This is a genomic window from Nitrospirillum amazonense, from assembly GCF_029594735.1.
Lineage (GTDB): Bacteria > Pseudomonadota > Alphaproteobacteria > Azospirillales > Azospirillaceae > Nitrospirillum > Nitrospirillum amazonense.
This window is the reverse complement of the sequence record NZ_JARPAF010000002.1, coordinates 2,322,097-2,343,170: the sequence shown is the minus strand read 5'-3', so window position 1 is coordinate 2,343,170 and position 21,074 is coordinate 2,322,097. Positions and strand designations below refer to the sequence as shown.

Here is a 21,074-nt window from a genome sequence, read left to right as displayed (position 1 = left end):
CCCATGGCCGACCGCAGCCACAACCGCCCCCTGTCCAACCAACGGGCCTTCGCCACCCGCACCGTGCATGCGGGGCAGGAGCCGGACCCCAGCACCGGCGCCATCACCGTGCCCATCTACGCCACCTCCACCTATGTGCAGGAAAGCCCCGGCGTCCATAAGGGCTATGAGTACAGCCGCAGCCAGAACCCCACCCGCATGGCCTATGAGCGTTGCGTGGCGGATCTGGAGGGCGGGGTGCGGGGCTATGCCTTCGCCTCCGGCCTGGCGGCGGAGGCCACCATCCTGGAGCTGCTGGACGCCGGCAGCCACATCATCGCCATGGACGACCTCTACGGCGGCAGCTACCGCCTGCTGGAACGGGTGCGCAAGCGCTCCATGGGCATCACCTCCCGCTTCGTCGACATGACCGACCCGGCCAAGCTGGAGGCGGCGCTGACGCCCGACACCCGCCTGCTGTGGGTGGAGACGCCGACCAACCCGCTGCTGAAGCTTGTGGACCTGGAGGCGGTGGCCGCCTTCGCCCGGCTGCATGGGCTGATTTCCGTGTGCGACAACACCTTCGCCACGCCCTACGCCCAGCGGCCGCTGGAGTTGGGCTTCGACATCGTCGTGCATTCGGCCACCAAGTACCTGAACGGCCATTGCGACATGGTGGGCGGCGTCGCCGTGGTGCGGGAGGAGGGGGAGCTGGCCGACCGCCTAGGCTTCCTGCAGAACGCCGTAGGTGCCGTGGCCGGCCCCTTCGACAGCTTCCTGGCCCTGCGCGGCCTGAAGACCCTGGCCCTGCGCATGGAACGGCACAGCGCCAACGCCGCTGCCATCGCCGAATGGCTGGAGCGTCATCCGGCCGTGGCGGGGGTGCGCTATCCAGGCCTGGCCAGCCATCCGCAGCACGCTCTGGCCCAGCGCCAGATGCGGGGCGGCGGCGGCATGGTTTCCGTCAGCCTGAAAGGCGGGCTGGAGGCGGCACGCCGCTTCCTGGAACGGACGGAGCTGTTTTCCCTGGCCGAAAGCCTGGGCGGGGTGGAAAGCCTGATCGAGCATCCGGCCATCATGACCCACGCCTCGATTCCGGCGGAATTGCGGGCTGCGGCCGGCATCGACGACGGCCTGGTGCGCCTGTCGGTGGGTATTGAGGACGTGGACGATCTGATCGCCGACCTGGACGCCGCCCTTAGCACTACCCTGGCCTAATCCTCTAGCCTAAACCGGCGCCTAGGCTTGTCGGTTGTAACAGCCTAACCTTTTGCCACGTGGCCTTTGCCGCGAAAAAGCGGCATTCCATGCGATGTTGCTTGGGTGATCGCGCCCGTGGAATCGGTGCCCGGAATTGGGATGCCGTCCGAATGTTTGGCAGTTTGGCTTGAGGTTAGGCGATGCGGCGTCTATTCGATGCTGACGGTAAGCGGACCGCCCTTCAGGGGGTAATGGACGATCAGGCCTTGCGTGAACTGTCGGGCATCGACTATCTGCCCTTGGGCCTGACGGCCGAGCAGATGGCGGCGCTGGAGGAATCCTTCCTGGAAGCCCAGACCAGCCGCAAGGGCCGCACCTTCTGGGGGCGCCGCGGGCGGTGAAATTTTCGGGGGACCTCGACATGAGGAAGGCCGGCTGCCATCTTTAATGGGCGACTTGCTTAGGGCCGGTGCCCATGTCCGCCATAGACTTCAGCCATCTGACCGTTGAGGAGCGTCTCGAGCTGATCGGGGAGCTTTGCGACAGCTTGGAGAATGAGGCGCTACCGATATCGGAAGCGCTGGCCGCTGAACTCGATCGCCGCGATGCGACTTTTGAGGAAGACAAGCGGCATGCTGTTCCTTGGTCGGAGGTGCGTGCGACCTTGTGGCGGAGCCGGACCTGACTGGTGAAATGCTGAATCTCTATTTCCTGCCCGTCGCGCAGTCGGAAATTGAGGCGGCACGGCAGTGGTATGATGATCAGCTTCCGGATTTGGGAATACGCTTCCTGATCGCCGTCGATGGTGTGTTGGCTCGTATTCAGGGCAATCCGCACCAATTCCCCGTCGTCCGGGCGGGTATCCCGGCGAGCGATCATAAATGGTTTTCCCTGTGCGCCGTATTTCAAGGTGAGTGGCGGCAACGTCTATGTCACAGGGGGCGTTCATATGCGGCGCCATCCAAGGCGATGGCGCCGATAGGGCCGTCCGATTACTCCGCCGCCGCGACGCGGCGCTGGGTGGCGGAGTTGTGGGCGTAGGTGTCCCAGGTGGGCTCATAGCTGTCGTCGGCCTGGTTGCCCCACACGGTCCATTTGGGCCGGGCGCCGCGGGCGAACATCTCCAGGTAAGGGCCGGGGCTGCAGGCCTCGATCAGGTCGTACTGCTCATCGGGCTTGCGCGAATGCTCCCGCTTGCGCGTGCCCAGATAGTTCACCTGGGTGCGGCCGGGGTCCAGCGTGCGGGCATTCTTGCCGCGCACACCGAACAGGATCAGTTCGGTGACGTTGCGGAAGTAGAAGCCCACGCCGCGCCCGTCGGAGCCGCCGTCCTTGCGCAGCTTGTGCCACACCAGGTTGGTCTTGTACTGGAAGCCCCAGGCCTGCATGACCTGCAGCCCCTCCGGCAGCAGGGCGTTGGGCACCCACAGGTACAGATGCGCCGTATCGGCCAGCACCTTGGACACCGGCAGGGCGCAAATCTCCTCCACCGATAGGGTGCCGTAGCGCGACAGGCGGTGATGCTCCGGCGCCATCTTGCCGGTGCGGTTCACGAATCGCCAGGGCGGGTCCGCCAGCACGGTGGCGAAACGCTTCTTGCCGGCCACGGCCAACAGGTCGCGCGCCGGGTCCAGATCGGGCGTGGCGGGGGAGGGGGCGGAGGTCACAGGGAGGGTCATGCCGGCTTGCCGTCCATCCGTCCGTTCATCACTGGCCGGGAAATAAAGTGAAGAAGGCTACGGAACATATGTAGAACACGAGCGCCCGGGCGGCGCAAGGGATGATCATCGTTTATGCGGCCTTACGGGCGGGGCGGCAAGGCCTGAAGACGTTGGCGCAGCGACAGAAGGTCTCGCCAGGTCTCGCGCTTGGCGCCGGGGTTGCGCAGCAGATAGGCGGGGTGCAGCAGGGCCAGGGCGGGCAGGGGCCGGGTCAGGCCGGGGCTGCCGTAGTCGAACCACCGGCCGCGCAGCCGGGTGATGCCCTCCGTCTTGGCCAGCAGGGTCTTGGCCGAGATGCCGCCCAGGAAGACCAGGATGTCGGGGTCGGCAATCTCCACATGCCGCTGGATAAAGGGCAGGCAGGCGGCGATCTCGCTGTCCGTGGGGTTGCGGTTGCCGGGCGGGCGCCAGGGCAGGATGTTGCTGATATAGACCGCCTTGTCCGGCTCCTCGGCATGGCGGTCCAGGCCGATGGCGGCCAGCATCTTGTCCAGCAGCGCGCCGGCCGGCCCGACGAAGGGCTTGCCCTGCCTGTCCTCCTGCTCGCCCGGCGCCTCCCCCACCAGCATGACGCGCGCCTTGGGGTTGCCGTCGGCGAAGACGGTGGAGCTGGCGGTTTGCTTCAGGGGGCAGCCGTCAAAGGCCAGCAGGGCCTTGTGCAGTTCGTCCAGCGTGGTGGCGGCCATGGCGGCACCGCGGGCGCTGGCCCGGGCCTCGCTCATGCCCAAGGGGCTGCCGGGCGGACCATCGCCGCCAGCCAGGGCAGCGAGGGGAGGCGGGCCACCGAAACTTTTTTCCGGCGGTGTGGCGGAACGGCCAGGGGCGGCGGCGGACGGGGCGCCGGCCGGCGGGCGGCCCGGGCCGGCGTCGCGCGCAGTAGGCGCCCTGCGGCTGGCCACCTGGGTCCAGTCCGTCGGCTGGTCGTTGATCGCTTCGTCGGCACCGATCTCGACCAGCCAGGCCAGATCCGTGACGGCTTTTGCCGTGTCAATCATGATTTGACCCTACCATCGCTGGTGTGTTTCTTCATCAACCGCATGGGGCGAGCGCGCGCGAAAATGACGCGCTCCCTTTAGGGTTCGTCCGCGAGGGCCCGCACGCAAGCCACGGAACTCCGCACCGGTAACCTGGGAAAAAGAAGGCGAAAGACATGGAACGGGAGTCGATGGAGTATGACGTCGTCGTCGTTGGCGCCGGCCCCTCGGGGTTGTCGGCCGCGATACGGCTGAAGCAGCTGGCCGCCGCCGCGGACAAGGAGATCAGCGTCTGCGTCATCGAAAAGGGATCGGAGGTCGGGGCCCACATCCTGTCGGGCGCCGTCATCGATCCCATCGCCCTGAATGAGCTGATTCCCGACTGGAAAGAGAAGGGCGCGCCGCTCAACACCCCCGTCACCGACGACCGCTTCTACATCCTGACCGAGGTCGGCTCCATGCGCATTCCCAATGCGCTGCTGCCGCCGCTGATGAACAACCACGGCAACTACATCGTCAGCCTGGGCAACGTCTGCCGCTGGCTGGCGCAACAGGCCGAGGAACTGGGCGTTGAAATCTACCCCGGCTTCGCCGCGGCCGAGGTGCTGTACCACGACGACGGCTCGGTCAAGGGCATCGCCACCGGCGACATGGGCATCGGCAAGGATGGGGAGCCGACGGACCGCTACACCCCCGGCATGGAGCTGCATGGCAAGTACACGCTGTTCGCCGAGGGCGTGCGGGGCAACCTGTCGAAGGAGCTGATGGCCCGCTTCAACCTGCGCGACGGCGTGGATCCCCAGAAGTACGGCATCGGCATCAAGGAGCTGTGGCAGATCGACCCCGCCAAGCATAAACAGGGCCTGGTGTTGCACAGCCAGGGCTGGCCGCTGGACAGCAAGACCGGGGGCGGGTCCTTCATGTACCACCTGGAGGACAACCAGGTGGCCATCGGCTTCGTCGTCCACCTGAACTACACCAACCCCTACCTGTCGCCGTTCGAGGAATTCCAGCGCTTCAAGCAGCACCCGCTGATCCGTCCCTATCTGGAGGGGGGCAAGCGCCTGTCCTACGGCGCCCGCGCCATCAACGAGGGTGGGTTGCAGTCCGTGCCGAAGCTGACCTTCCCCGGCGGCGCGCTGATCGGCTGCGCCGCCGGCTTCGTCAACCTGCCCCGCATCAAGGGCAGCCACAACGCCATGAAGACCGGCATGCTGGCGGCCGAGGCGGCGTTCGAGCGCCTGGCGGCGGGCAGCGAGGGCCATGACGCGCTGACGGATCTTGAGACCAAGTGGCGTCAGAGCTGGGTCTTCCAGGACCTGTACAAGGTGCGCAACGTGAAGCCCAGCCTGAAGCACGGCATGTGGCTGGGCACGGCCCTGGGCGGCCTGCACATGTGGCTGAACGACCTGAAGCTGGGCTTCCTGGTGGGCTGGACCCAGCATCACGGCAAGCCGGACCATGAGAGCCTGGTGCCGGCGGCCAACGCCAAGAAGATCACCTATCCCAAGGCCGACGGCATCATCAGCTTCGACCGCCTGTCCTCGGTGTTCATCTCCAACACCAACCATGAGGAAGACCAGCCGTCGCACCTGAAGCTGAAGGACCCGACCGTCCCCATCGCCTTCAACCTGCCCACGTATGACGAGCCGGCGCAGCGCTACTGCCCCGCCGGGGTGTATGAGGTCACGCGCGACGACAACGGGCAGAACCCGCGCTTCGTCATCAACGCGCAGAACTGCGTGCACTGTAAGACCTGCGACATCAAGGACCCGACCCAGAACATCAACTGGACGGTGCCGGAGGGCGGCGGGGGCCCCAATTATCCCAACATGTAAGCCCGCTTCATGAAAAGGCGCCCAGCACCGGGCGCCTTTTTTGTTTCCGCCCGTGTCTGACCGGCGCGGTTGTTCCGGCCGCGTTTCCCGATTAGCTTGGGCACCCGGACCTTAAGAATAGACGGCGGCGATCTCGTGCGGTTTTTGCGGCGGACATCAACGGTGGTCATGGCGGGCCTGCTGACGGCGGGCCTGACGGGGGCTTGGGGGCATTCCGCCTGGGCGGCCAAGGCGCCGGAGCAGGGCGGCGGCCCCGACCCGCTGGCGGCCTTCGTCGCCGGCAAGGTGGCGCAGGGGGCGGGCGACTGGACGGCGGCGGCCGACTTCCTGGCGCTCAGCCTCAAGTCCGACCCCGATGATCTGACCCTGCTGCGCCGCGCCGTGCTGATCAATGTCGGCCTGGGCCGCACCAAGGTGGCGCTGCCCCTGGCCAAGCGCCTGGTGGCGGCCAAGGACGGCAATCCGGTGGCCCTGACCCTGCTGGCGGCCGACGCCGTGGCGGCGGGGGACGAGCCGGGCGCGCTGCACGCCATCGATGCCCTGCCCCAGGACGGTCTGGGCACCTTCATGCGGCCGCTGGTGACCGCCTGGGTCAAGGCGCGCAAGGGTGATTGGGCCGCCGCCAAGGCGGCGCTGGAACCGCTGGAGGCGCAGCCGTCCTTCCGCGCCATGGCGGCCCTGCACGCCGCCCTGATCGAGGATCTGGCGGGCCACGAGGACGCGGCCCGCAGCTGGTACGCCCAGGCCTCGGACGGTGGCCAGGTGCTGCGCGTCGCCATGCTGCGCGCCAATTTCGAAATGCGCATGGGCCATGCCGACCTGGCGCAGGCGGCGGTGGCGGCCATCCTGCAGGCGGACCCCAAGGGCCCCATGGGCGACGCCGCCCGCGCCCTGCTGTCCCGTCCCCACCCGGGCCGCATGGTGGCCAACGCCACCGAGGGCCTGGCGGAAGCGCTGTTCGACGTGGCCGCCGCCATCAACCAGGAAAAGGTGGCGGAGGTGGCTTTGCTCTATAGCCGCCTGGCCTTGCACCTGGACCCGTCCCTTGCCCCCGCCCGCATGCTGGCGGGCGAAACGCTGACGGAAATGAACCGGGACCAGGAGGCGGCGGCCGAATATGCTGCCGTCGTCGCCGACCTGGGTATGAAGACGGGGGAGAAGGCGGACGCGGGCCTGCTGTGGGCGGCGCGCCTGCGCCAGGCTGACGCCCTGGCCCGTCTTAACAAGACGCAGGAGGCGGCCGGCATCCTGCGGGCCATGGCGTCCGAGAGGCCGGACCGCAGCGACGCCCTGGTGCGCCTGGGCGATCTGCTGCGCGCCGACCATAAGCTTCCCGAGGCCTTGACCGCCTATAACCAGGCCATCGAACGCCTGGGCGGCCGCCCGAATGGCGGCGACTGGTTCCTCTATTATGCCCGCGCCACCGTGCAGGACCAGATGGGGCATTGGCCGGAGGCGGAGTCCGACCTGCTGCGCGCCCTGCAGCTGCAGCCCAATCAGCCGGGCGTCCTGAATTACCTGGGCTATGCCTGGTCGGAAAAGGGCGTGAAGCTGGACCAGGCGCGCCAGCTGCTGGAGCAGGCGGTGAAGCTGCGCCCCAACGACGGCGCCATCATCGACAGCCTGGGCTGGGCCAAGTACCGTGCGGGCGACATCCCCGGCGCGGTTGATCTGCTGGAACGCGCGGCGGAGCTGAAGTCCCGCGATCCGGCCATCAACGACCATCTGGGCGACGCCTACTGGGCCACCGGCCGGCGGCTCGAAGCGCACTATCAGTGGCAACGCGCCGCGCGCGAGAATCCGGACGACAGCCTGAAGGCCGCGCTGGATGAAAAGCTGAAGCGCGACCCCGCAGCACCCCAATAATTCCGATACCCAAGATTTGTTGAAGGACCGATCCCCGTGACCACGGTAAGCGCCGCCGCCGCCGCCAAGCTGAACCTGTACCTGCACGTGCTGGGCAAGCGGCCCGACGGCTATCATGAGCTGGATAGCCTGGTGGTGTTCGCCACCGCCCACGACCTGATCACCGTGACCGAGGCGCCGGGTTTCAGCCTGGCCATCGACGGCCCCTTCGGCAGCACCCTGGTGGCCGAGGGCACGGGCCGCAACCTGGTGTCCCGCGCCGCGCACGCCCTGGCCGACGTTCTGGGTCGCGACCCGCACGTCGCCATCCGCCTGACCAAGAACCTGCCGGTGGCGTCCGGCATCGGCGGCGGTTCGGCCGATGCTGCCGCCACCCTGAAGGCGCTGGCCGAGCTGTGGGGCGTGGCGCAGGATGATGCCCGCCTGGTGGAGCTGGCGCCCACGCTGGGCGCCGATGTGCCCGTATGCCTGTTCGGCCGCACCGCCTATTTCGGCGGCGCGGGGGAGCAGGTGGTGGCCGGGCCCACCCTGCCGCCGGCCGCCCTGCTGCTGGTGAACCCCGGCGTGCACATGCCGACCAAGGACGTCTTCGCCGCCCGCACCGGCGCCTGGTCCACCGCCGGCCGGCTGGAACGCGATCCCGTGGACGTGGCCGACTTCGCCCTGCTGCTGCGGGCGCGGGGCAATGATCTGGGGGCCGCCGCCGAAAGCCTGTCGCCCGCCATCACCGATGTGCTGGCCGCCCTGGATGCGACGCCGGGCTGCCTGCTGGCCCGCATGTCGGGCAGCGGCGCCACCTGCATCGGCCTCTATGCCGATGTCGCGGCGGCGGCCTCGGCCGCCGCCTTGATCAACCGCGTGCGCCCGACCTGGTGGGTCAAGGCCACCGCCCTGCTGCCCGAGGTGCCAGCGGCCGAGGTGGTAGCGGACGCCTGAGTCTCAGGGCCGGGAGAGGCGCGCCAGCAGGTCACGGCCGGGCCAGCCGTCCGGTGGCGGTGCCGTTTCGTCCCAAACCGCCGGGTGCGCCGCCTCATAGGCCAGGATGGCGTTGGCCGTGCGGGCGCCCAGGCGGCCGTCCGCCGGCCCGTGCAGGTACCCCAGGTCGCGCAGGCGCTGCTGGATCAGGCGCAGTTCGTCCGCGCCGACGGCGGCCGGCGGCGTGCGCGGCTGGCCGGGGACGGGCCTGGGCGCCGGCTTGACGGTGGCGGGGTCTTGCGATTGCGCCGCCAAACCAATGCCCACCACCTGTGGTGACGGCCCGCCGCGCTTGAGACGGGCCAAGGCGTGGACGGCCGCGACGTCACCCTTGGCCGCCGCCTCACCGTACAGGCGCGCGGCGGCGTCCCGGTCATGGCCGCGCTCGGCCAGGGCCCCCAGCCGCTCCAGCGCCAGCACGAGGCCGCCCTCGGCGGCGCGGCGGTACCAGGCCTCCGCCTGGGCCGCGTCCGCCGGCACGTCCACGCCCTCGTCATACAGCAGGCCCAGATTGAACTGCGACTGCACGTCGCCCAGATCGGCGGCGCAGCGGTACCAGGGCAGGGCGGCCGCGATGTTTTCCGGCCAGCCCATGCCGCCGGCCTCCAGCGTGCCCAGGGCGGCGCAAGCCTGCCGGCGGAGGACGGGGTCCGGCGTGGCGGCCGCCAGCCGGTACCAGGCGCTGGCCCGGGCCACGTCGGCGGGGCGGTCGAAGGGGACGTCGCCATAGGCGTCAGCCAGATCCAGCTGCGCCTGGGCATCACCGGCGCGCGCCCGGGCGTCCAGCGCCAGCAGGCCGGCGTCGGCTCCAGCGGGCGGCGGCTCCGGCATGCCGCTGGGGGCGGCCAGGGCGGTGCCGGCCAGCAGCAGGATGGCCAGGGCGGGAATAGGCGAGGGAAGGGGCATGGGATGGCCGGGCGAGGGAGCGTACCGCCATAGTGCCACGGCGGGGGATCGGCGCCAGCGTTTCGCGGAAAAGGTCAGGGCGATTTGGGGCGTTGCGTCCGCCGGGCTTTCTGATTATGGTGCCGCCCTCCCTGACGGGAGGCCCGGTGATGGGGCGTCGCCAAGCGGTAAGGCAGCGGATTTTGATTCCGCCATGCGGAGGTTCGATCCCTCCCGCCCCAGCCATCCCTTCCGGCTGTTTTCTCGATTCCAAGGTCAGGCGCGCCACTTGGGCGTGTATTACTGTCGTGGCTGCCGATGCCATTAGTGTGGGCCTGGCCTATACTGCACGATTCGAGGCCAATGCGGTGCCGATGGGGCGCAATGTCAGGATTCGTCAAATTTTAGGTATCGTCACCGCCTCTTCCAAAGTATTATTGCCGCAAGGATAGGTTTGCCTGTTGGGGGCGCCATCCTGAGGGATAGCGGGATATTGAATTGGCCAATGTATCGGCCATGATATCCTGTCAGGGAAGGTTGTACGCGGATGGCCCGGAGGACGCGGTGGCGGTGTGGCCCCATCCTGCGGGCGCCTGCGGATGACGGGGTTTCGGGTTGCTTGGGGCTCAAGGGCGTGGGCCCGGTCCACAGTGGAAAATTTGCCCGTCCTAGTTGTTGCCCGGAGCCTTGGGAGCATCCGGTTGCGGAGATGAGATGAATCGTCCGAATGCGCCGAAACGGGATTGGGTCCGGGTAAAGCCCGGCGAACGTCCGGTGGCGTTGCCTGAAAAGCCGGAATACGACGATCAGAAGCTGTTGACCCTGCTGCAGTCCGCCAAGCGGGAACTGCAGGGCCTGCGTCTCATCCACCTGCATCTGTCCCTGCTGAAGGACAAGAGCAACCTGGACCTCATGTCCATCAAACGCGCAATGCAGGAAACGGCGGACAATTCGTCGTACCTGCAGGTCTTCAACCTGTCCAACGACGACGTCATCGTCCTGTACAAGGGCATCAAGTTCTCGCTGATAAGCGACGTCTGCTCGAAGATCGAAAAGCTGCTGCTGTCGCGCACGACGATGACGAAGCAGAACCCCTACCGGGAAGACAGCCTCTATTCGATCATGGAGCTGTCGCTCAACTTCGTGAGCGTCATCCGCTTCATTGAAGGCCTGCAGAAGGGCGAGGGCGGCGACGCGCCGGTCGAGCAGACCAAGCCCCCCATCACGCTGGAAGAACTGGGTAAGATCGAACGCGCCGTGCAGATGTTCGACCTGTCGCCCTTCATGCTGAACCAGCCGGTGGTGAACATCCAGAACCCCACCGAGAACGAGTACGAGTATTTCGAGCTTTACATCGCCATCAAGGCGCTGGAAGAGCGGCTGTCGCCCGAGTTCGACATCACCGCCAACCGCTGGCTGTTCAGCTATTTCACTTCGCAGTTGGACCTGTCGGTCCTGCGCGCGCTGAACTACGGCGTGGACTTCCTGCGCGGCAAGCGGCTGGGCCTGAACCTGAACCTGGCCACCATCCTGTCAGCCAGCTTCGTGAAGTTCGATGAGCGGTTGACGACCGACCTGCGCGGCAACGTCGTCCTTGAAATCAACAAGACCGACCTGATCGAGAACGTCTCGATGTACAAGGAGGTCGTCGATTTCGCCGCCACCCGTGGCTACAAGATCTGCATCGACGGACTGAACGACTTCTGGGTCACGCACATGGACCTGGAATACATGGCCTGCGATTACGCCAAGATCATCTGGTCCCCCGACATGGAAAGCATGACGGAGGAGGAGATCGAGGCGCTGCAGGAAAAGGTGCGGCAGCAGGAGAACTGCCGCTACATCCTGGCCCGCTGCGGCACCGTCTCCGGCCTCATCTGGGCCGAGAAGATGGGCATCAGCCTGGTGCAGGGCCGCGTCATCGACAACATCCTGCGCAAGAGCGTCCTGGTGCGGGACGCGCTGAAGACGGCGCAGGTGATGAATGACGACTGATAGGGTAAGCCCGGTCAGCCAATGCCGCCGCCGACTTAACTACCTGGTAAGCTTGCCTCATTAAAATGAGGTTATCGCCGGGCCGGCATCTGTGTCACCTTCTGCCAGGGGGCCATCCGGTTGCAGCCGGGGAGCGCAGGGTCGTTCCCGCAGGCTGATATCAGGACGGCGTGTCGGGCGGAACTGACCGGAGACGATGTTGGGACGTGACTATCCGGTGCAGGCGGCCGCGGCCGAGGAAGGCGCTGGCGACGGTGCCGCGGGTGCGTCGCGTGCCGCCTCGGATGAGGCAGAGGCCAGCCGCAGCACGCATTTCATGTTCGAGAACAAGGTCTTCGCTGTCCCCGGCGCCTTCTTCTCCTTCACCCGCGACACCAATGAGGCCGTCTACAACGTCCAGCTGGGCGACGTGTGGGGCAAGATACCCTTCCGCACCCTGCGCGAAGCCTTCGGCATCGACGACAACAGCGCCGACGCCACCCTGCTGGGCGTGGTCGAGCGTGGCCTGAAATATGTCAAGACCATCCGGCCTGGCGACAGCATCCCGCGCGAACTGCTGGACGGCAGCGCGTCCTGGCGGGTGGAAGATAGCCACCTGCAGATCGCGCGCGGCCGAATCACCGTGCAGCTGGTGTCCTGGATCACGGGCAAGGAAACCTTGGTCACCGACCGCGGTCAGCTGGAACAGGTGGTGGAGGATCCGCAGACCAAGCAGCGCGCCCAGCAGGCCTTCAGCGAACTGGCCCGCCGCTTCGGCCTGCCCGATGACCGCAAGCAGGAGATCGTGGACAAGGTCGAGTCGATCGCCCGCGAGCTGTCTTATATCGAGGCACTACGCGACCGTTACGGCCAGGTGCAGCAGATCATCGCCGGCGTGGCCCAGGCCGGCCGCATCTATAAGACCGACCGCCAGTTGCAGGCCGACATGACGCGCATGATGGCCCTGGTCAAGCAGCCCATCCTGGATTTCGAGGACATCTTCGGCCAGCTGGATGCCCAGACCAGCGAGATCATGGCGGTGCTGAAATCCTACGACAGCCAGGTGGCCTTCATCCGCCGCATGCGCGATGAGCTGCACACCCGCCTGATGCTGTGGGACGACATGATCTATGCCTGGGACGGCGAACCGCTGGAACGCGGCCCCGAGTTGGAGGCGCGCCTGAAGAAGACCTATCAGTTCCTGGCCCAGCACTTCCTGGTGACCAAGGTCTGGCAACGGGGTGCGTGAGGCGGGGTGCGTGAGGCGTTTACGCTGATCAACCGCTTCAGCGACCCTCGCGGCGCCAGCCCAGGACCAGCAGGGCGGCCAGGACCAGCAGCGCCAGCCAGGCGGGCACCAGGGGCACGCGGGCGACGCCGGTGACGGTGTAGTCGCCGTTGGCGCGCAGGCCCAGCCAGCTACCGCCGGCGGCACTCTGGCCGGGACTGACCCGGCGAAGGTCAGGCAGGCCGCCAGCACCGGATCCGTCCACCAGCCAGAACACGCCGCCGCCGGTGGCCTTGGCCAGCGGGGCCAGGCGGTCGGGGGTGGTGCGCATGTCGGCCAGTTCCGGCGGGTTCAGGGCGCCCACCACGGCCAGGGCGGTGCGGTCGCCATCCTTCACCCGCCACAGGCCGGGCTCGGTCGCCTCCAGGCTGCCGCGCGCGACGCCGTCGGGGCTGTCGGCCAGGGGCAGGGTGGTGACGGCGTCGCCGGGGGATCGTACTTCCACCGGGTCGGCATCCGGCCTCAACGAGCGGCGTTCCACCACCAGGCGATCGCCGTCGACGTGCGCCTTGAGGTCGTCTTCCTCCAGCGCCGGCTCCTTCATCAGCCAGTGGGCCAGGCGGCGCAGCAGTTCCGCCGCCGGGCCGCCGCCCTCAAAGCCGCGCGACCATAGCCACATATGGTCGGACGCGATCTGGGCTACGCGTCCCTTGCCCACGCGGTCCAGCACCACCAGCGGCTGGTTGTTGGCGCCGTTCATCACCACCGTGCCCTGGCGCGGCACGATGTCGATCTGGCGGAACCAGCGTCCCCAGGGGGCTTTCTGCTGGTTTCCCTGAGCCGGCGCCGTCTCGCCATAACCGTCCAGGCCGGCCGTGACTGGATGGCGGCGGCCGGCCTCGGTCAGGGTGGGGGTGTAGGGCTGTTCCGTCACGGTGCCCGTGGGCTCGCCCGGCAGGATCTCGCCCAGCGGCGTGCGGTACAGCGACAGCGGCGTGGCGTAGGCGGGGCCGCTGGCCTCCAGGAAGGCGCCGCCATTGCGCACATATTCCGCGATGTTGGCCAGATAGCCCATGGGCAGGACATTGCGCTGGCGATAGCGATCGAAGATGACGAGGTCGAAGTCGTTCAGCTTCACCTCGAACAGTTCGCGAATGGGGAACTGGATCAGCGACAGCTCGCGGATGGGCGTGCTGTCGGACTTCTCCTGCGAGCGCAGGATGGTGAAGTGCACCAGATCCACCGCCGGGTCTGCCTTCAGCAGGTCGCGCCAGGTGCGCTCGCCCGCGTGCGGCTCGCCCGACACCAGCAGTACGCGCAACCGATCACGCACGCCATTGACGATGAAGGCGGTGCGGTTGTTGGCCATGGACAGCTCGGCCGGGCCGGCGTTGACCGACAGTTCCAGCAGATTGGGGCCGCCATGGCCCACGGTGATGGTCAGGGGAACGTCCTCCCCCACCGGCACCGGCACCTGGCGCTCGGGCTGGCCGTCCTGGCGAATGGTCAGCAGGGCACTGTCCGCACCCTTTCCCGCCGGCAGATCCTCCACCCGCACGGTGGCTGTGACCGTCTTGCCGACGATGCCGTAGCTGGGGCCGCGCACCAGCACCAGCCGGCGGTCGCCCTCGCCATGCTCACCCGTCAGCAGCGTGTGCACGGGGCCCAGGTCGGCCAGGCTCTCCGGCTTTTCCGGCACGTCGTGCACCTGGCCATCGGTCAGCAGGATGGCGCCGGCCAGGCGGCGGCGGGGCACGTCGGCCACAGCCTGGGTCAGGGCGTCGATGGCCCGCGTCTCCTCCCCCTTGCCGCCGGCGGTGGAGGTGCCGGTCTCCACCACCCGCAGGTCCAGGTCGGGCACCTGGGACAGCTTGGCCTTGAGGGCGGCCAGGGCGGCATCCGTGCGCTCCTTGCGGTGGCCCACGTTCTGGCTGGCGGAGGTGTCGACCACCACCACGGCCACGTCCTTCAGCGGGTGGCGGTCCTCCCGCACCAGCGCGGGGTCCAGCAACAGCAGGGCCAGCGCCGCCAGGGTGGCCAAGCGCCAGGTCAGGCCGCGCGCCCTGCGCCAGGCCATGAGTGCCAGGCCCAGCAGCGACAGCGCCCCCAGCAGGATCAGCAGCCACGCGGGCAGCAAGGGTTCAAAACTGATGCTGAGGCCGGCGAACAGGTTCATCATTGGCCCAGCCGCTCCAGGATGGCCGGCACGTGCACCTGGTCGGCTTTGTAATTGCCGGTCAGGGCGTACATCACCAGGTTGATGCCGAAGCGGTAGGCCATCTCGCGCTGGCGCTCCCCGCCCGGCACCACGGCGTTCAGCGGCCGGCCCTGGCCGTCGATGGCCCAGGCGCCGGCCCAGTCGTTACCGCCCACCAGCACGGGTGAGACGCCATCGTTCACACGTCCCTCGGAGGCTTCCGCCCATACCTGGCCCCCCGCCTGGCGGCCGGGGAAGTCCTGCATCAGGAAAAAGGTGCGGCCCAGCACGTGCTCCGGCCCCACCGGGGCCAGGGGCGGGATGTCCAGGCCGTGGGTCAGGTCGCGCAGGCGCGCCTGGATGCCGGCGTCCGGGGCGCCCTGGTCGCGGGTGTCGAACAGGATCATGCCGCCGGCGTGCAGGTATTGGTTCAGCTTGGCCACCGCCGCGTCGGACAGGGCGGTTTGGCCCGGCGTCACCACCCAGTACAGCAGGGGGAACAGGGCCAGATCATCCTTTTCCACGTTCACGCTCATGGCGCCCGCCACTTCCACCGCCGTGCGGCGGTTCAATTGCTCGCCCAGGCCCAGCAGGCCGGCCTTGGTGGTGGCGTCGGCGGCGCGGTCGCCCGTCTCGACATAGGCCAGCCAGTTGGCGGTGGTGGCCTTCACGATCTCATCGTCCGGCGTGGCGGCATGCCCGCGCGGGGCGGCCAGCACCGTTGCCAGCGCCAGCGCGACCGCCGCCGCCCCCTGGCGCCAACGCCTGTTTGGACGCAGTGAGGTGGGCAGCAGGCCGCGGACCAGCAGCGACAGGAACAGGTCGGCCACCCACAGGGCCGCCGCTGCCCCCAGGAACCAGGGACGCAGGTCCGTCTCCCGCGTGCCGCCGAAGCCCTGGTAGGCGACACCGGCCAGCGGCTCCATGGGTACCAATGGCGCCACGGACCCGGCCAGGTTCAAGGCGCGGCGCCGGTCGCCCACGCCGTAATAGCCCGGCGGGTGCAGCGGCCCCACCGGGGTGCCGGCGGCCTCATCCTTGCCCTCCGGCTCCAGCGGCTGGGCCACGGCGGAGGGGGCGATCAGCCTGCCCTGGCCGTCCAGCAGCGACAGGGGCGGCAGGGCGCCGCCGGCATTGCCGCCGATGCCGCCGGGCAAACCGTCGCTGAGGGCCACCAGGCGGCGCAGCATGTCGACGTACAGGCCCGACAGCGCCAGGTTGGACCAGGCGGGGTCGGCGCTGGTGTGCACCAGCGCCAGCCAGCCCTTGCCCCGCCGCTCGCCCGTCACCAGGGGCGTGCCGTCCTCCAGCCGCGCCCAGACCTTGTCGCCCATGTCCGGCCCGGGTTCCGCCAATACCTGGCGGCTCACGGTCACGTCGGGCGGCACCAATAGGCCGGCGAAGGGGCTCTTGTCGTCGAAGGGGGCCAGGTGAGCGGGTGTGGTCCAGGACAGGGCGCCGCCTAGCGAACGGTCGCCGCCGCGCAAGCGCACGGGCAACAGGGTCTCAGCGCCGATGGGCTCCGCCTCATGGGCCAGGCGGGTGCCGCCAAAGCGCACCAGCACGCCGCCTTGGTCTATCCAGCGGGCCAGGCGGGCGGTGTCGCTGTCGGTCAGGGCGCCGCTGTCGGGCAGCACCAGGATGGCGACGCCACCGTCCAGCAGCGCGGAGATGGTGCCGCGCCGCACCTCGGCATAGGGGGCCAGGGCCCGGTCCAGGTAATAGAGGCTGGACAGCAGGGGCTGGTTGTCGCCGCCGGGGCCGGCGGTGGCCAGGCCCACGGGGCGGCGGCGCCAGCGATCGTCCAGCAGCAGGCTGGCGCCCACGCCCGCGCGCTCCTCCAGGTGCAGACGGACGGCGGCGTTGCGCAACTCCCCGGGCAGGGTCAGGGGCAGGGTCAGCTGGCGTTGGCCGGGGGCGAAGATGCCTTCCGCCCGGCCCAGGGCGCGGCCGTCCTCACCCAGCGCCTCGACGGCGATGGGCTGGGCCTGGGCCCCTTCGGCCCGTTCCACCGGCACCATCAGCGTGCCCCCGTCGTTATTCGGCGCCCGCAGCAGCAGCGGGCCATGGTCGGCGCCGGCCGTCATCACCGTGACGCGGCCCAGGGCACGCAGGCGGCCGGCCAGGGCTGCCACGCTGCCGTCGTTCAGGCCATCGGCCAGCCAATAGCTGTCGGCGGCGATCCCGGCCAGCGGGCCGCTCTTCTGGGCGGTGTCCAAGGCGGCCAGGGCCGCGGCGCGGTCGCCGGGCCAGGGTTGCGGTGCCAGGGCCTGCACCAGCCGGCGCGCGGCCGTGGCGCTCATGGGACCCTGAACCTGTGGCGCTTCACCACCGGCGCCGGCGGCGGTGGCCAGCAGCAGGACGGGGCGGTCCTGGCGTTCCGCCTGGGTCACCAGCCGGTCCAGCGCCTGCTGCCGCTCCGGCCAGTCGCGGCCGGCGGCCCAGCCGGTGTCCACGACCAGCAGCAAGGGGGCGGTGCCCGCGACGGATGTGGCATCGGGGTGCAGCAACGGCCGGGCCAGGCCGATGATCAGCAACGCGCAGAGGGCCAGGCGCAGCACCAGCAGCCACCAGGGCGTGCGCGCGGGCGTCTCTTCCTTCGCGGTCAGGCCCAGCAGCAGGCGCAAGGCCGGGAAGGTGACGCGCTTGGGGGCGGGTGGCGTCAGGCGCAACAGCCACCACAGGCCTGGCAGCAGAACCAGGGCCCACAGCACCAGCGGGCTGGCGAAGGCCATCAGGCGCCCCCCTCGTTTGTCCAATTGGCGGGCGCGTGGGTAACGCCGGAATGGGCGGCCGCGGTCCTAACGCTTTCCTGCGACAAGGCGCCCCACAGGCCTAGCAGCGCCGTCTGCGGCGGCTTGTCGGTGTGGTGCAGGGAGAAGGACCAGCCGCTGGCCCGCGCGATCTGGGCCAGGCCGCCACGGTGGGCGGCCAGCCGCTCCTGATAGGCGCCGCGCAGACCGTCCACCCGGGGCACCAGCAGGCGGTGCTCACCCTCCACCGCGCCATGGACGGCACGGAATTCTACCCGGCCTTCATAAGGCAGGGTCTCTTCCGCCGGATCCAGGATCTGCAGCAGGTGGCCGCGCACGCCATGCCCGGCATGGAAGGCGACCGCCGCCTGAATGTCCTCCAGCGGCGCCAGCAGGTCGCCCATCACCACCAACCGCGCGTGACGGGCCAGGGGCTGGGCCGGTGGCACCGGTGGCGGCGGGGCGGAGGGGGGCCGCGTCAGCGCCAGGGCCAGGGGCTCCAGCGCCGGGCGGCCGGGCAGCGGGCGGGGACCGCCCATCAGGCCCACGCGCTCGCCACCGCGCACCAGCAGGCAGGCCAGGGCCAGGGCCAAGAGGTCGGCGCGCTCCCGCTTCAGCGGCAGCTCACGGTCCGACCGCCAGTCCATGGACGGGCCGGCGTCGCGCCACAGCCAGACGGTCTGCGCCGCCTCCCACTCGTTTTCCCGCACATAGACATGATCGCCCTTGGCCGACTGGCGCCAATCGATCTGGTCGGTGTCGTCGCCCTGCTGATAGCGGCGGAACTGCCAGAACGCCTCGCCCGTGCCCACGCGGCGGCGGCCGTGCAGGCCGGGCGTCACCGCGGCGGCCACCCTCTCCGCCGCCACCAGCAGCGGCGGCAGGCGCTGGGCCAGGGCGTCGGCGCGGTCACGCAGGCGGCTGGCCGCCGGCGCGGGATCCGTTGGATTCTGGGGAGCCTTGGGGGACATCAGGCCAGCGGCGCGCACAGGCGGTCGATGACGGCGTCCAGTGTGACGCCCTCGGCCCGCGCGCTGAAGTTCAGCGCCATGCGGTGGCGCAGCACCGGTTTGGCCAGGGCCACAACGTCGTCGAGGGAGGGGGTGTAGCGCCCATCCATCAGGGCCCGGGCGCGGCTGGCCAGCATCAGGGCCTGGGCGGCGCGGGGGCCGGGGCCCCAGGCCACGTGGCGGCGCACCTCCGCCACGTCGCTGGTCTCCGGCCGGCCGCTGCGCACCAAGTCCAGGATGCCGTCGACCACGCTGTCGCCCACCGGCACCCGGCGCACCAGCTCCTGCGCCGCCTGCAGTTCCGCCGCCGTCAGCACCGGCCGCACGGCGGCGGCGGTGGCGCCGGTGGTGGCGATCATCATCAGCCGTTCGGCGTCACGCTCGGGATAGGTGACGTCCACCTGCAGCAGGAATCGGTCCAGCTGGGCCTCCGGCAGGGGATATGTGCCCTCCTGCTCCAGCGGGTTCTGGGTCGCCAGCACATGGAAGGGGCGGGGCAGGGGATGATATTGCCCCGCCACCGAAACCCGGCCTTCCTGCATGGCCTGCAGCAGGGCCGACTGGGTGCGCGGGCTGGCGCGGTTGATCTCATCCGCCATCAGCAGCTGGGCGAAGACGGGGCCGGGAATGAAGCGGAATGCGCGGCGGCCGTGCTCCCCCTCCTCCAGCACTTCGGAGCCCAGGATGTCGGCGGGCATCAGGTCGGGGGTGCATTGCACCCGGCGTTCGTCCAGGCCCAGCACGATGCCCAGAGTTTCCACCAGGCGGGTCTTGGCCAGGCCCGGCACGCCCACCAGCAATAGGTGACCGCCCGCCAGCAGGGTGACGAGGCTGAGGTCGATCACCTCTTCCTGACCGAAGATGGCCTGGCCGATCATGGCGCGCACGCTGGCCAGCTTCAGGCCCGTGTTTTCGATGTCCAAAGCCAGGCTCGCATCCGGGTAAACCTGGTCACGGGGCAGGTCGGTGATGCTCAACGCGGGGTCTCCCAAGAGTGCAATTGTTCACCAGCGATGCCAGAACGCCGGCTCCGGGCCTTTATGCCAGCCCCCTTTATGCTAGCTTTGTGGCCGAAATCGGAAAAATTTCCGGTCCCCCCGCATCGGCCGATAGGCTGATGGGGCGGACCTTTTGGCTTGATGGTTGATTGCGTCATGACGGAAAGCAAGCCCGATGCCGGTCCTGGAACCGGCCAGGACGCCGCGGACAAACCCGCCACCGCCTCGGAAGGTCCCGCCGATCTGGCCGGCCTGCGCGCGGCGCGCGCGCCCGGCGACGGTGCGCCCGACACCCGGCCGGATGAAGGCTACGACATCCGCATCGCCCGCGACGGCACCTGGTTTTACCACGGCAGCCCCATTGGCCGGCTGCCCCTGGTCAAGCTGTTCTCCACCGTCCTTCGGCGGGACGAGGCGGGGGACTATTGGCTCATCACCCCGGCGGAGCGGGGCCGCATCCGGGTGGATGACGCGCCCTTCGTGGCGGTAGAGATGCGGCGCGAGGGCGAGGGGCGGGGCCAGGCCCTGTCCTTCCGCACCAACCTGGACCACTGGGTAACGGCCGGGGCGGAGCATCCGATTCGGGTGGCGATCGATCCGGCGACGGGGGAGCCCAGCCCCTACATTCACGTGCGCGGCGACATCGGCCGCGGGTTGGAGGCGCGCTTGAACCGCCCGGTGTTCTATGAGCTGGCCGACATGGCCTTGGCGGCAGAGGGGGCCGCAGGGGGCGACGGCCCGGTGGGGGGATACGGCCCGGCCGGGGTATGGAGCCAAGGCGTGTTCTTCCGGTTGGAGCCGGCATGACGGCGGCGGCGGCGATCCGCCGCGCTTTCGCCCAAGGCCCCCAAGGGGGCCGGCACGAGGGGGCCTTCGCGTTCGAGGGGCCGGGCATCGGCGCCCGGGGGGACCGCGACGGCAACGAGGTGGATGTTGGCGGCGTGTTCGATCCGCCACCGACGGTGCGCGACGCGGCCGTGCTGGTGCCCCTGGTTGACCGGCCGGAGGGCATGACCGTGCTGCTGACCCAGCGCAGCGCCCACCTGGCGGCCCATGGCGGCCAGATCAGCTTCCCCGGCGGCCGGGTGGAGCCTGAGGACACCGACGCCATCGCCACCGCGCTGCGCGAGACTGAGGAGGAGGTGGGGCTGGCCCCCACCCAGGTGGAGGTGGTCGGTCGGCTGGATACCTACTACACCCGCACCGGCTTCCGCGTGGTGCCGGTGGTGGGGCTGGTCAACCCGCCGTTTTTCCTGCAGCCCGACCCGTTCGAGGTGCAGGAAGTGTTCGAGGTGCCGCTCAGCTTCATCCTGGATCCCGGCAGCCGCCAGCGGCAGTCCCGCGAGTTCAAGGGCGCCCTCCGGCACTTCTGGGTCTTCCCCTACAACGACCGCTACATCTGGGGCGCCACGGCGGGGATGCTGGTGAACCTGTGCGAGGTGCTGGGACTGCCCGGCTGATGCCCGTGCCGGGCCG

At 69.3% G+C, this 21,074-nt stretch carries 18 protein-coding genes and 1 tRNA gene; 12 read left to right on the top strand and 7 right to left on the bottom strand.

Features of this window, described 5'->3' with window-relative positions; translation table 11 throughout:
• The first annotated feature begins 3 nt into the window (after positions 1-3).
• The 4 genes from P5F91_RS16785 to P5F91_RS16770 all read left to right on the top strand — a co-directional run bounded on the left by P5F91_RS16785 (position 4) and on the right by P5F91_RS16770 (position 2,220).
• The gene (locus P5F91_RS16785) at positions 4-1,197 is read left to right on the top strand and encodes a cystathionine gamma-synthase (RefSeq protein WP_277907659.1); all 1,194 of its coding nucleotides are present in this window, start codon (positions 4-6) and stop codon (positions 1,195-1,197) included.
• A gap of 233 nt (positions 1,198-1,430) precedes the next feature.
• Positions 1,431-1,580 (top strand): hypothetical protein, encoded by a 150-nt coding sequence (locus P5F91_RS16780; RefSeq protein ID WP_277907658.1) that lies wholly within the window; start codon positions 1,431-1,433, stop codon positions 1,578-1,580.
• A 74-nt stretch (positions 1,581-1,654) separates the two neighbouring features.
• On the top strand, positions 1,655-1,864 hold the full coding sequence (locus tag P5F91_RS16775) for an addiction module protein (RefSeq protein ID WP_277907656.1): 210 nt from the start codon (positions 1,655-1,657) through the stop codon (positions 1,862-1,864).
• An 8-nt stretch (positions 1,865-1,872) separates the two neighbouring features.
• A complete protein-coding gene (locus tag P5F91_RS16770; RefSeq protein ID WP_277907655.1) occupies positions 1,873-2,220 on the top strand; it encodes a hypothetical protein in 348 nt (115 codons plus the stop codon).
• Here the strand turns inward: P5F91_RS16770 and P5F91_RS16765 are convergent.
• Together P5F91_RS16765 and P5F91_RS16760 are read right to left on the bottom strand one after the other, a co-directional pair.
• Entirely contained in the window at positions 2,172-2,858 is a 687-nt protein-coding gene (locus P5F91_RS16765; RefSeq protein WP_277907654.1) for an MT-A70 family methyltransferase, read from the bottom strand. The two genes, P5F91_RS16770 and P5F91_RS16765, sit on opposite strands and share 49 nt — an antisense overlap.
• A 122-nt stretch (positions 2,859-2,980) precedes the next feature.
• Positions 2,981-3,895, bottom strand: coding sequence for a uracil-DNA glycosylase (locus P5F91_RS16760; protein WP_277907653.1), 915 nt, complete (start codon positions 3,893-3,895; stop codon positions 2,981-2,983).
• A gap of 155 nt (positions 3,896-4,050) precedes the next feature.
• Between P5F91_RS16760 and P5F91_RS16755 the strand changes: the two genes are divergently transcribed.
• The 3 genes from P5F91_RS16755 to P5F91_RS16745 all read left to right on the top strand — a co-directional run bounded on the left by P5F91_RS16755 (position 4,051) and on the right by P5F91_RS16745 (position 8,514).
• Positions 4,051-5,712 carry an electron transfer flavoprotein-ubiquinone oxidoreductase gene (locus tag P5F91_RS16755; RefSeq protein ID WP_277907652.1) on the top strand — a complete coding sequence of 554 codons (1,662 nt, stop codon included), beginning with the start codon at positions 4,051-4,053 and terminating at the stop codon, positions 5,710-5,712.
• A gap of 168 nt (positions 5,713-5,880) precedes the next feature.
• Positions 5,881-7,578, top strand: coding sequence for a tetratricopeptide repeat protein (locus tag P5F91_RS16750; protein WP_277907651.1), 1,698 nt, complete (start codon positions 5,881-5,883; stop codon positions 7,576-7,578).
• Positions 7,579-7,614: 36 nt separating this feature from the next.
• Positions 7,615-8,514, top strand: a complete 900-nt coding sequence (locus P5F91_RS16745) for a 4-(cytidine 5'-diphospho)-2-C-methyl-D-erythritol kinase (RefSeq protein ID WP_145611404.1) — start codon at positions 7,615-7,617, stop codon at positions 8,512-8,514.
• 3 nt (positions 8,515-8,517) lie between these two features.
• Here the strand turns inward: P5F91_RS16745 and P5F91_RS16740 are convergent, their stop codons facing one another.
• Positions 8,518-9,459: an SEL1-like repeat protein gene (locus P5F91_RS16740; RefSeq protein ID WP_277907650.1), complete on the bottom strand. Its 942-nt coding sequence runs from the start codon at positions 9,457-9,459 to the stop codon at positions 8,518-8,520.
• A 150-nt stretch (positions 9,460-9,609) separates the two neighbouring features.
• On the opposite strand from P5F91_RS16740, the gene P5F91_RS16735 reads away from it, so the two are divergent.
• The 3 genes from P5F91_RS16735 to P5F91_RS16725 all read left to right on the top strand — a co-directional run bounded on the left by P5F91_RS16735 (position 9,610) and on the right by P5F91_RS16725 (position 12,661).
• Positions 9,610-9,684: transfer RNA gene (locus tag P5F91_RS16735), tRNA-Gln, on the top strand.
• A gap of 528 nt (positions 9,685-10,212) precedes the next feature.
• A complete protein-coding gene (locus tag P5F91_RS16730; protein WP_246134438.1) occupies positions 10,213-11,433 on the top strand; it encodes an EAL domain-containing protein in 1,221 nt (406 codons plus the stop codon).
• 196 nt (positions 11,434-11,629) lie between these two features.
• On the top strand, positions 11,630-12,661 hold the full coding sequence (locus tag P5F91_RS16725) for a hypothetical protein (protein WP_145611410.1): 1,032 nt from the start codon (positions 11,630-11,632) through the stop codon (positions 12,659-12,661).
• Positions 12,662-12,698: 37 nt separating this feature from the next.
• Here the strand turns inward: P5F91_RS16725 and P5F91_RS16720 are convergent, their stop codons facing one another.
• The 4 genes from P5F91_RS16720 to P5F91_RS16705 are packed head-to-tail and all read right to left on the bottom strand — an operon-like array spanning position 12,699 to position 19,577.
• Complete coding sequence (locus P5F91_RS16720) at positions 12,699-14,819, bottom strand: hypothetical protein (RefSeq protein ID WP_277907649.1); 2,121 nt, start codon at positions 14,817-14,819, stop codon at positions 12,699-12,701.
• The gene (locus tag P5F91_RS16715; RefSeq protein ID WP_277907648.1) at positions 14,816-17,572 is read right to left on the bottom strand and encodes a DUF4159 domain-containing protein; all 2,757 of its coding nucleotides are present in this window, start codon (positions 17,570-17,572) and stop codon (positions 14,816-14,818) included. The genes P5F91_RS16720 and P5F91_RS16715 overlap by 4 nt, the downstream gene beginning before the upstream one ends.
• Positions 17,572-18,561 carry a DUF58 domain-containing protein gene (locus P5F91_RS16710; protein ID WP_277907646.1) on the bottom strand — a complete coding sequence of 330 codons (990 nt, stop codon included), beginning with the start codon at positions 18,559-18,561 and terminating at the stop codon, positions 17,572-17,574. The genes P5F91_RS16715 and P5F91_RS16710 overlap by 1 nt, the downstream gene beginning before the upstream one ends.
• Positions 18,561-19,577, bottom strand: a complete 1,017-nt coding sequence (locus P5F91_RS16705) for an AAA family ATPase (RefSeq protein WP_411861219.1) — start codon at positions 19,575-19,577, stop codon at positions 18,561-18,563. Before P5F91_RS16705 ends, P5F91_RS16710 begins: the two co-directional genes overlap by 1 nt.
• Before the next feature lie 177 nt (positions 19,578-19,754).
• Here P5F91_RS16705 and P5F91_RS16700 point away from each other — a divergent pair, with 177 nt between their 5' ends.
• Together P5F91_RS16700 and P5F91_RS16695 are read left to right on the top strand one after the other, a co-directional pair.
• Positions 19,755-20,405, top strand: a complete 651-nt coding sequence (locus P5F91_RS16700) for a DUF1285 domain-containing protein (protein ID WP_145611416.1) — start codon at positions 19,755-19,757, stop codon at positions 20,403-20,405.
• Positions 20,402-21,058: a CoA pyrophosphatase gene (locus P5F91_RS16695; protein ID WP_145611418.1), complete on the top strand. Its 657-nt coding sequence runs from the start codon at positions 20,402-20,404 to the stop codon at positions 21,056-21,058. The genes P5F91_RS16700 and P5F91_RS16695 overlap by 4 nt, the downstream gene beginning before the upstream one ends.
• Positions 21,059-21,074 lie beyond the last annotated feature (16 nt).